Source organism: Cyanobacterium sp. T60_A2020_053, assembly GCA_015272165.1.
In the GTDB taxonomy this organism is placed as follows: domain Bacteria; phylum Cyanobacteriota; class Cyanobacteriia; order Cyanobacteriales; family Cyanobacteriaceae; genus Cyanobacterium.
On sequence record JACYMF010000072.1, the window covers coordinates 26,477 to 37,301 of the forward strand.

Annotated in this window: 7 protein-coding genes; 3 read left to right on the forward strand and 4 right to left on the reverse strand. The window is 36.1% G+C overall.

Annotated features, from left to right (window positions below; genetic code table 11):
- Positions 1–82: 82 nt before the first annotated feature.
- Positions 83–1,066 carry a succinate dehydrogenase/fumarate reductase iron-sulfur subunit gene (locus IGQ45_10365; protein ID MBF2057600.1) on the reverse strand — a complete coding sequence of 328 codons (984 nt, stop codon included), beginning with the start codon at positions 1,064–1,066 and terminating at the stop codon, positions 83–85.
- A 318-nt stretch (positions 1,067–1,384) separates the two neighbouring features.
- Between IGQ45_10365 and IGQ45_10370 the strand changes: the two genes are divergently transcribed.
- The 3 genes from IGQ45_10370 to IGQ45_10380 all read left to right on the forward strand — a co-directional run bounded on the left by IGQ45_10370 (position 1,385) and on the right by IGQ45_10380 (position 3,396).
- On the forward strand, positions 1,385–1,777 hold the full coding sequence (locus IGQ45_10370) for an AbrB family transcriptional regulator (GenBank protein MBF2057601.1): 393 nt from the start codon (positions 1,385–1,387) through the stop codon (positions 1,775–1,777).
- 86 nt (positions 1,778–1,863) lie between these two features.
- Complete coding sequence (locus tag IGQ45_10375; protein MBF2057602.1) at positions 1,864–2,694, forward strand: CPBP family intramembrane metalloprotease; 831 nt, start codon at positions 1,864–1,866, stop codon at positions 2,692–2,694.
- A gap of 321 nt (positions 2,695–3,015) precedes the next feature.
- Entirely contained in the window at positions 3,016–3,396 is a 381-nt protein-coding gene (locus IGQ45_10380) for an AbrB family transcriptional regulator (GenBank protein ID MBF2057603.1), read from the forward strand.
- Positions 3,397–3,755: 359 nt separating this feature from the next.
- Here the strand turns inward: IGQ45_10380 and IGQ45_10385 are convergent, their stop codons facing one another.
- From IGQ45_10385 to IGQ45_10395, 3 genes are all read right to left on the reverse strand, one after another.
- On the reverse strand, positions 3,756–4,730 hold the full coding sequence (locus IGQ45_10385; GenBank protein ID MBF2057604.1) for a cysteine synthase A: 975 nt from the start codon (positions 4,728–4,730) through the stop codon (positions 3,756–3,758).
- A gap of 558 nt (positions 4,731–5,288) precedes the next feature.
- Complete coding sequence (locus IGQ45_10390) at positions 5,289–6,722, reverse strand: phosphoglucomutase/phosphomannomutase family protein (GenBank protein MBF2057605.1); 1,434 nt, start codon at positions 6,720–6,722, stop codon at positions 5,289–5,291.
- A gap of 76 nt (positions 6,723–6,798) precedes the next feature.
- Positions 6,799–10,647, reverse strand: a complete 3,849-nt coding sequence (locus IGQ45_10395; GenBank protein MBF2057606.1) for a DUF559 domain-containing protein — start codon at positions 10,645–10,647, stop codon at positions 6,799–6,801.
- Positions 10,648–10,825: the final 178 nt, after the last annotated feature.

Sequence of the window (10,825 nt, forward strand, 5' to 3'; positions counted from 1 at the left end):
GGAATGAAGAATATAGAAGTAATTGTTTTCTAAATTCTAAATTCTAAATTTTATCCCCCCTTCTCCCTGTCTCCCTATCTCCCTATTCTTTCTTAGATTGCACCGCTTCAATTAAACTTTTCACCTCTCCAGCGCCCTCCGACGGCTCAAAACTAAAAGGCATTTTCCCAGCACCCACCACCTTCAAACCAACGGGAATCAAACTCAATAAACCCTTGACACTACGAAAATAATTACCGATCACAAAAAGGGCAAACTTACGCTCATCCACCCAACCACCTTCTTTCACTAAATCCACTAATACTTTGCGGTGTCGCACCGGAGTATTATCCTTCGGTGATTCAGTGTCTAAAAGACGACTTTTAATTTTCGTAATTTGGGTGAGGGGCGCTACATCCATAGGGCAAACTTCCTCACATAAAAAACACCTAGTGCAACCCCAAACACCCTCTTCAATAGTATTATTTTTCTTCAACCTTTCCCCAGTCATATTATCCCTAGAATCATCAATCAAACGATAACTTTTTGCCAAAGCATGAGGTCCCACAAAATTACCATTCACCTCCTTACCATTACACTCAGAATAACAAGCCCCACACAAAATACAATTACCCGTTTGAGAAAGCAAATTTCTTTCTTCAGGAGTTTGTAAAAACTCTCTTTCCGTTAAGCTACGACTTTTACTACTAACGTAAGGGTCAACCTTTTCTAAATCCTGCCAAAATTGATCCATCTTCACCACCAAATCTTTAATCACCGGTAGATTATTGAAAGGTGAAATCACAATTTCTGGAATTTTTTCCCCCTCATTAAAACCAAGACGATTTAACTCTCCCTTGATATTCTCCTTACAAGCTAAAGCCGAACGCCCATTAATTTTCATGCCACAACTACCACAAATTGTATTACGACAATTTTTCCGAAAAGTTAAACTACCATCTAACTCCCACTTGATTTTATTTAAACATTCTAAAATAGTATTTTCGGGATTTACTTCTAAGGTATAGTCCTGAAAATGAGGCGCTAAACTAGGATTTTGACGGAGAATTTTTAAGGTAACTTTCATGGCAATGGTGACATTATTATTTGAGCTATTTCTATTGTCTGATCTTATTTTATAACTCACAAGGGGGATCAGCTTAATTTTTGTTAAAATTATTTTACTTTGACCGTAATCTTTCTCTTTAACCTTAAAATATGTCAAAAAGCCACCACATAAGAATTAAAACTTATTTTCTACCACCACTAAGTAGAGAAAAAGCAGACAAATTTTCCCAAAATAGTAATATTAGTTAGAAAAAAAAATTTAAAATAGTGCTTAAATGACAAAATTTTGTTATGATAAATTATTGAAAGAAAAAATAACAAATGAGGAAAAATATCTATGACAGAAGTAGCAACTTCACCCTTGTCAGGAAAAGAGTTATTGCAAAAAGTAAAAGAGTTATCCACTGTTCCTCGTCGTGAAAGAGCAAAAGCCTGTGGTTATTACACCGAAGGAAAAAATGGTAAAATAAGAGTTAATTTAACCGACTTTTATGATGCAGTATTAGAAGCTAAAGGAGTACCTTTAGACCCAGAAAGAACCAAAGACGGTCGAGGAAGAGAAGCCACTTTCCGAGTTAGTGTGCATAAAAATGGTCAAATTGTTATCGGTTCTAGTTACACCCAAAAAATGGGTTTACAACCCGGAGATGAGTTTGAAATTAAGTTAGGTTATAAACATATTCATCTCAGACAAACTGGCGAAGATTTTGACCTTGATGAAGTAGAATAAATTAGTTTGTTTAGCAAGTCTCTTTGACCATTACTAAACAACATCAAAAAAACTATTCTGACATCTCCTTGACTTGAAAAATAATCATGATTGATTTGTCCCACCATCTATTTTCTTTTGCTCAGTGGCATGGTCACGGACTCATTAAAATAGTGATCTTTTTGATAATATGGGGCGTAGTTTGGTTGCCTATAGCTATTCCTTTGGCAAGGTTAATTCGATGGCATCCCAGCGCCCCACTCACAAACTCACAAAAACTAACTTTAATTACCTCTCTCTATCTCATCGCCCCACTATTGGCTTGGGGGGTGATGGGTAAAGAAGGGTTAAATCAAATAATTTTAATTTCTCAAGCTAGTATTATCAAGTCTATCTCATGGACTTATGTAGTAGCTATTATTACTATTGTAATCATTGATAGCTTACAGTGGTTAATGGGATGGTGGCAGTGGCAAAAACCTTCCCTGACTTGGCAAGATAGTCTGATTAGTGTGGTTTCAATATTCTTGGTGAGTCTCTTGGTGGGGGGAATTGAGGAATTAATGTTTCGGGGTGTATTTGTGGCATTTTTACGGGATAGCTTTCCCCTGTGGGGAGTAGCGATAATATCCAGTGTAATTTTTGCCCTTTTACATCTTGTCTGGGAGAGGGAAAACTCCTTACCTCAATTGCCCGGCTTATTTTTGATGGGGTTAGTGTTATTCTATGCTGTTACTCTGAATGGTGGTAACATTACCACAGCCATTGGGCTTCATGGAGGATGGGTATTTAGTATCGCTAGTTTAGATACTTTAAACTGCTATGAATATACGGGAAAAGTGTCTTCTTTTTGGTGTGGTAAAAAAGGAGAACCTCTAGCCAGTGTTGCCGGTGTGATGGTACTTTTACTCACGGTCGTGATATTAATGAATAATTAAGAATTAATCAAAGCCCATAATATCCGAGTGATGGCATTAGCTAATATAATGCACAATTAATTTTACTCAGCTACTTATAATAGTTAAAATCAATTTATTGATAAAAACTTACGGAATACATTAATTATTATTTGGTTTAGATTAACTACTTGATAGTCAGCAAATATTTATTAATGATTAAAGTGGGATTTTCTTAACTGTGATAATTGAGGTAGAAAAATAATAATTACCAAGTTAGTATATTATAATTGATGGGTAAAAAGAGCAGGTTATCTGAATAAAAAAAAAACAACCAGTTAAAAAAGTACAAATAGGAAGTAAATGTCTAAAGAATCAAAACCATTAGTAGGAAAAGAGTTACTCAAAAAAGTTAAAAAACTAGGTAACGTCTCCCGAGAAGAAAAAGCGATTAAGTGCGGTTATTACACAGTAACGGAGGGAAACCAAAAGCGAGTTAGTTTGGTAAAATTCCTTAATGCGCTGATGGATGCAGAGGGAATTGATTTAGATACTATTCCTTCTAGTGAAGCAAAAAGAAGAGGAAGAACCGCTAATTATCGTATCAATGTACAATCTAACGGTAATCTTTCTATCGGCAAAGCCTATACTGATAAGATGGGTTTAAAACCGGGAGATGAATTTGAAGTAGTGTTAGGGCGCAAAAATATTCATCTTAAACAGGTTGATGATTTAGAAGATTAATTAATTCTAAACGCCACAATAACCCTTTTCCTTTTCGGAGAGGGGCTTTTGTGTTGAAAATAGCAAAAACCATAGGTTTTATTTTGAATATGCCTACAAACACTTTATATTTAGGGGTTGCTGACAAAGTGGCGTCCTTAGGGAAGTGGGAAGTGGATAGTGAAAAGGCTTATCAATTAAAGACTTTCGCAGAACTGAATACTATGATAAATTCTGAGCTTTGATTAAAAATTGTCGATTAGTGACAAGAAAATACTGCATTTTCTCTAAAAAACCCTATTTTTGGCACTTTTTTGGGTTTTTATGATGCTAAAAATTTTTATTTGACAAGATTTTTGCAACAGCCCTACCCATATAATCTAAACAACAGAAAGCCCCTTCGATTTTAGCCATTCAGGATTATAGAGACGGGATTGATAGCGCGCGCCACCATCACATAAAATAGTAACAATAGTATGACCCGGACCTAATTGCCTAGCAACTTGTAGCGCCCCTCCCACATTAATGCCCACAGAACCACCCATAAATAAACCATCTTTTCTCAATAACTGATAAACTACCCTTAGCGCCTCAGTATCATCAACCCTAACCGCATCATCAATGGTTACACCCTCCATATTAGCCGTAATGCGACTGTTACCAATACCCTCAGTAATAGAATTACCCTCAATCTCAATCTTGCCCGTTTTCACATAACTATACAAACCGCTACCCATGGGATCAGCTAAAATACACTTAACATCAGGATTCTGATCCTTTAAGAACAAAGATACTCCAGCAAAAGTTCCCCCCGTGCCAGTTGCCGCCACCCAAGCATCAATTTTATGATCCGTTTGTTGCCAAATTTCAGCACCCGTCGTCTCATAATGCGCCAACCGATTAGCTAAATTATCAAATTGATTCGCCCAAATAGCATTATCCATTTCTTGGGCAATGCGCCCTGACAGCTTAACATAATTATTGGGGTCTCGATAAGGCACAGCCGGTACAGCGCGCACCTCCGCACCCAGCGCCCGTAAAGCGTCCATTTTTTCTTGGGATTGGGTTTCAGGAATCACAATCACACACTTGTAGCCTTTTGCATTACAAATATGAGCTAAACCGATACCTGTATTACCGGCAGTACCTTCTACCACAGTACCACCGGGTTTCAGTAAACCTGATTTTTCAGCTTCTTGGATAATATATAAGGCAGCACGATCTTTTACAGAGCCTCCCGGATTAAGAAATTCTGCTTTACCTAAAATTTCGCATCCCGTTTCGTCACTAAAGCTATTTAAACGAATCAAAGGAGTATTACCAATGGCGCCGATAAAACCGTCTCTAATATCCATTAATATTTATCTTAGTCAATGTTGATCATCTAGTCTTTTATTTTACCTTACTGACGTTACGCACTGATTCAAATGTTAAGTTAAGGGAGGTTTCAGGTAGCAGGTTTCAGGTTATTTAGGAAGTGCTGAAAAATTGGTTTATATCAAGTTCGGGTAATCTATAACGCTTTACCCTCACCCCCAACCCCTCTCCCACAGCAGGGTGTTTTCAAAGTCAGGATCAAAATTGATTTGTTTTTGACAAGAAGACAATATAAGGATGATCCCCCCCAACCCCCCTTAAAAAGGGGGGAGATTCAGGGAGACAGGAGGATTTTTTACTATTAATTGATTTATTAGTAGTTAAAAACCTCTGAATTTCAGATTATTGGCTAGTTTGAGAAACTAACATTTTTGAGAATGAAAACGCCCTGCTCCCACAGGAGAGGGGAGATAATAAATTAGACCTCTCCAATAATTATTTGAGTAATCAATATAAGTATTGTTTTTAAAAATTACTAACAATTTATTAATGATCCCTGTCGATAAACTAGAATTTCTGGAGATGTCTATTATCAATTAACTACTAAATTCCTGCTTTGCCCATTGTAAATTTTCCTGCACCATTTTACTGGTATTACCTTCAGAATACAAACGTAATAAAGGCTCAGTGCCACTAAAACGAATCAACAACCAACTATCATCCTGAAGACGATATTTATAACCATCAATAGCTAAACAATCAATGACTTTTTTCCCTGCAATAGTTTGTAAAGGATTAGTGGCTAAAGTGACTTCAAGTTGATTTTTTTGCTCCATATTTGCCAAAGGTAAATCAATGCGATCATATTCAGAAGTAAAATTAACCATTACTTGCAAATCTCGGTAAAGTTGAGCAATATCTTTACCCGTTGTCACTATCGCCTCCAAAACATACAAAGCCGATAACAGCGCGTCTCTCTCAGGAATATGGGTGCTATAACCAACCCCTCCCGATTCTTCACCACCTACCAACACTTGAGAAGTTAACATTTTTTCAGCGATATATTTATAACCGATGGGGGTTTCTGTGATGGGAATATTGAATAATTGAGCAATTTTGGGGATTAAATCCGATCCGCTAACGGTTTTGACGATTTGCCCTTGTAATCCTCGATTTTTAGCCAAATGTTCAATTAAAATAGGGATTAGAGTTTGGGTACTACAATAATTACCCTCACCGTCAATACTAGCAATACGATCACAATCTCCGTCAAAGACTAAACCAATGCGGAGAGTTTCGGGGTTATTTTTGGCTTTTTCTTTGATGATACGAAATAACTCAGGAATATAACGGGCAAGGGGCTCCGGCGCCCTCCCCCCAAACCAAGCATCTCGGTTATGATTAATTTCATTAATATTACAATCTAAAATACGACTTAACCCAGTGGAGGCAGCACCGTGCATCACATCCACAGTAACATCAAGTTGACCTGAAGTAATCGCTTCCCTAATTTTTGCCACATCCACCAATGTTTGTAACTGTTTGGTATAACTGATCCAAGGGTCAAATTTAGTAATCGTGCCTTTTTGACTGGGTAAAGGTAAAGTAGTATCCAGTAAAGCCTCAATTTGTGCCGTCACATCCCCAGAAACCGAACCACCAAAAGCGCCCTTCACCTTCAAACCGAGATACTCAGGGGGATTATGACTAGCAGTTAAAACCAGCGCCCCTAACCCGTCTTGAATATCATAGGCACACCAACTAAAAGCCGGTGTGGGTGCATAATCATTGGCTAGTAAAACATCGTAACCGTATTCTTGCAAAGATTCCGCCACCACCTGAGCAAATTTTTCCGCCAAAAAACGCCGATCATATCCTACTACAATCGTATTACGTTCGGGATGAAATTGTTTGAGGACGTGGGCGCAGAGGGGGGCGAGGTGCGCTACTCTTGCCATGGTAAAGTCAGCACCGATGACACCGCGCCAACCATCTGTACCAAATTTTATCGGGTTAGTCGTAAAGGGCATAAGTTTAGTTATTAATTTATTTTAAGAAATTTATCTATAGATTTTTTTACTATACAATATCTCGCTCTGAATTTTATTAATATAAATTCATATCTGCAATAATTTTCATCGTTTCCACACTAACCATTGTTACTCTCATCAACAACTCAATTACTTCCTCTTTATAGTCAGCAAAATGATAATTATTAAACTTTTCGGCAATGGTTTTATCTTTAGGTTTTTTCTCTTTATATTGATCTAAAATCCACTCCAGCGCACTCCGATTTCCTAATTTATACTCCCATGCTATGGGCGGAATTTCTGTTAAAGTAGTTACCTCATCAATAATAATTTGATGTTTAATTTTATCCGCTTTTAACTTTGTCTTTATTTCCCCTCGCCTTGTGGGAGAGGGGTTAGGGGTGAGGGTATTCCCCTCGCCTTTGGGAGAGGGGGGTTGGGGGGGTGAGGGTTGATCAATCCTTTTCAATTCATAAGGTTTGATTGTCTCATAATTCAAGTGTAAATCCATCAATTTTTTACCCCAATTTGCCCACTGCCAAAAGTCATTATAAAAAGGGATTCTGGGAAATTCTCTCTTTAAATTTAACTCATACTTTTCTCGATATTTAGGATTGTGTAAAACTCCATAAACATAATAAAAAATATCTTCTTTAGTTATAGAATTTGTCCTCATTTCTAAGTCTTCTCCCACAGGAGAATTTGCCCTCACCCCCTGCCCCTCTCCCACAGGAGAATCTGCCCTCACCCCCTGCCCCTCTCCCACAGGAGAGGGGTGTAAGTTTTTAGTGATGATATTTAGGGTTTCTTCTAAGTTATTAATTACCATTTCATTGCTAATTCTTAGCACTTTTAAGCCTTGATTTTTTAACCATTCATCCCTATTTTTATCTTTATCTTTTTGCTCTAATTCTTCATGAATTTTACCATCAACTTCTATTACCAATTTTGCTGAATGACAGTAAAAATCCACAATAAATGAACCTATATTATGTTGACGGCGAAATTTAAAATCAAATAACTGATTTCTTCGCAAACATTCCCACAAAATAACTTCTGTTGACGTTTGTTTAGCGCGCAACTCCCTTGCTTTTTCTAACAACTCTCTGGGAATCTCCCGTTTTACCCCGACTATCTCTGATAAATCTTCCTTCGTAATAAAATTTGCCCTTATTTCCCCTTTGACAGAGTCTTCTCCCCCTCTCCTGCGGGAGAGGGGGTTGGGGGGTGAGGGTAAACCTCTGGGTGAAGGGCGCTGGGGGGATGAGGGTTGATAATACTCCCTAAATTTCTCCAGCGCCCATCCCGTTATATTCTCTACTCTCTCTCCATTCTCATATCTATATAATGGTAAACATTGACAAGTTTCAATAAAACCCAAATCGCAAATACCATTAATGATATAAGTTGAAAAAGGTTTAGTATGGGCAATACCAGAAATAGCTATAATTTTGTTATCTAAATCATCTGGATTATAAATATTAAACCATTGATAAGTCATACCATTAAAATGCTTATCAAAGTAAAAATATTGACTATAAAAAGGGCGATAGTTACTTTTAATAATTTGTTGACGATTAAACTCTTTTTTTATTCCTCTTTGTAAATATTTAGTTAATTCTCTATCCCACTTAATTTTATCTTTATCTTGATAATTACTGTCTTTTAAAGTGGCTTGATAAGTGTCAATTAAAAACTTAACTTTTGCTTCTAAATTTTCTTTATCAATACCATAAACCCATTCATCTCTCTGAGTTTTTAATCCAGAAGAAAATAATTGAAAAATTGCCTCCTCACATATTTTATTTTCTAAGTCTCCTGTTACCTCATTTTTAACTGCCTTAGTTTTTCTTGCCTTCACATCCTTATCAATCAAAGGAATTAAATCATCAAAATCATTATCAGTTTGATTAATCCAATTGTTATTACTATCAGGTTTTATACTTAAAAAATTAATATTTTCTATTCTGTTTTGAACAAAAAAGGCTTTTTTATCATCAGCTTTCAAATAATCTTCTAATTCATGATAATAAATTTTAAATCTTTCTCTTTTCTTATTTTTTATCAAAAAATAAACAGCAACACCAACCTTAATTAAATCACTAAATACATTTCCTCCCTCTTGCCTTCTTCTTTCTCCACTGTTACGGGCATTTCCTTTTGTATTAATAACCCAAATTTCGTTAAATTCTTCAGCAATAATTTTTCTAAAACCATCAAAAGCTAAGGCATCAATAAAAGAAGAATTAGAAACAAAAGCAATAATTCCCTCATCATCTAATCTATCCGTTGCCCAACGAATAAAACGGGTGTACATATCATAAACTACAATTTGATTTTGTGCCGTGCCTTCTTTTATGTAACTATTTTTGATTCTTTTATCGATGGTTTCATACTTACGATTAGCGTTATTATCATTAAAATTTTCTTGTTTAGCATTATAGGGAGGATTACCAATAATTACTGAAATATCTTTATCATTTTGATTTTTAATACGTTCGGTATTTTCTTCATTCATACTAAACATATTTAATTGTTTTTCGCCCTTATCAGTAGGATTTAAAGTATCCACTAAACAAATATTATTAAACTCTAAATATTCACCCGTTTTTTGCTGATAAGTGTATTCGATATTGAGGTTAGCAATGTAATAAGGCAAAATTGACATCTCATTACAATGAATTTCATTTTGATACTTATAGGTAATATCTCTAGTTAATAAATAATCTAAAATTTCCGTAATAAAAGTACCAGTGCCAGTACAAGGATCAAGAATTTCTACCCCTTTATCTCCCAAAGTTTTATTAAAATGTTTTTCTAGTAAATAATCGGTACTTTGCACCATAAATTTAACAATTTCATTGGGAGTGTAAACAATGCCTAACCGATCAGCTTCTTTAGGATTATATGCTTTATAAAAATTCTCGTAAACAACTTTTAAAAACTTTTGTTTTTCCTGATGATTAACAATACTAGACGCCGTGCGAATGATGGCATTATAATAACTTTGAATAGTTTTAAAAGTATTGCGTTTAACATTACCAGTAAAAAAGGTTTTAATAACTTCATTTAATTGTCGAGCGATGTTATTTTCTTGATGAAATTGGGCATCACTAAAAATATTAGTGAAAATATCTTCAGTTAAAATATGCTGAATAATCATCTCTCTAATATCGTCAATGGAAATGTCAGGATTGATGGATTCTTGACAGATTTTGAGGAATTTGGCGCGCGCTGTAACGAAACTTTGATTTTTGGTGCTGACATTAACTCCCCCTCTCCTGTGGGAGAGGGGGTTGGGGGGTGAGGGTAAATCTTCAGGAGAGGGGAATGAAGATGAAGATGGGGAAGTTTCTCCCCCCTCGCCCTTGGGAGAGGGGGGTTGGAGGGGTGAGGGGTCTTGACTATCGATCAAATTTCTGAGAGTATCAATTATGATCGGTAAATCTTGACTAAAGTTATTGATAGCCTGACGAAAATCCTTTACTTCTGCCCTTTCGTAGTCTAAAAATCGATTAATTAAAGCATCTAAAGCGTCATCCTCTGCCATGTCGATGCGCAATGACTCATTACCATTTTGAATTAAAACGGCGGTTTGGGTGTCTTCAAATAAAATATTGTCGGTGGGATAACCCTTTCTAAATTTCTCCTCAATTTCAGCATCTAGGCTGTCTTTTTCGTCTTTTGCTTCCCAGTATCCCCAATCTAAACGTAATGCGTCTTTGATAATACCATCTAACCTAATTTTAGTTTGCAAACGAGAAACGATGATTAATTCTTCGACTAAAATAAAATCCCGTGGGCGACAATAACCATTTAATAAATTAGCAAAAGCGTAGCGAATTGAGCCTTCATTGCTACTACCACCATAGCGTTTTCTGGTTTCTAATTCTTTTCGGTATTGGTTAATGAGGAGACGAGACATAAATAAAACCTGAGTAACGCAAAATTTACTCGTTTATTCTACTCATTTTCTGTTAAGTTTTTGTGCAGAATAAATTATAAACCAATAATAAAGATAAACCTTTGAAATGTGAATCAAATAAGAGTTGTGGATTATGGACGTAGCCTGACTCGAACAGGCGACCCCATCGATGTCAATG

Excerpts from the sequence above, each read along its gene's own strand:
- IGQ45_10365 (MBF2057600.1), bottom strand. The coding sequence starts at position 1,066 with ATGAAAGTTACCTTAAAAATTCTCCGTCAAAATCCTAGTTTAGCGCCT.
- IGQ45_10370 (MBF2057601.1), top strand. The coding sequence starts at position 1,385 with ATGACAGAAGTAGCAACTTCACCCTTGTCAGGAAAAGAGTTATTGCAA.
- IGQ45_10375 (MBF2057602.1), top strand. The coding sequence starts at position 1,864 with ATGATTGATTTGTCCCACCATCTATTTTCTTTTGCTCAGTGGCATGGT.
- IGQ45_10380 (MBF2057603.1), top strand. The coding sequence starts at position 3,016 with ATGTCTAAAGAATCAAAACCATTAGTAGGAAAAGAGTTACTCAAAAAA.
- IGQ45_10385 (MBF2057604.1), bottom strand. The coding sequence starts at position 4,730 with ATGGATATTAGAGACGGTTTTATCGGCGCCATTGGTAATACTCCTTTG.
- IGQ45_10390 (MBF2057605.1), bottom strand. The coding sequence starts at position 6,722 with ATGCCCTTTACGACTAACCCGATAAAATTTGGTACAGATGGTTGGCGC.
- IGQ45_10395 (MBF2057606.1), bottom strand. The coding sequence starts at position 10,647 with ATGTCTCGTCTCCTCATTAACCAATACCGAAAAGAATTAGAAACCAGA.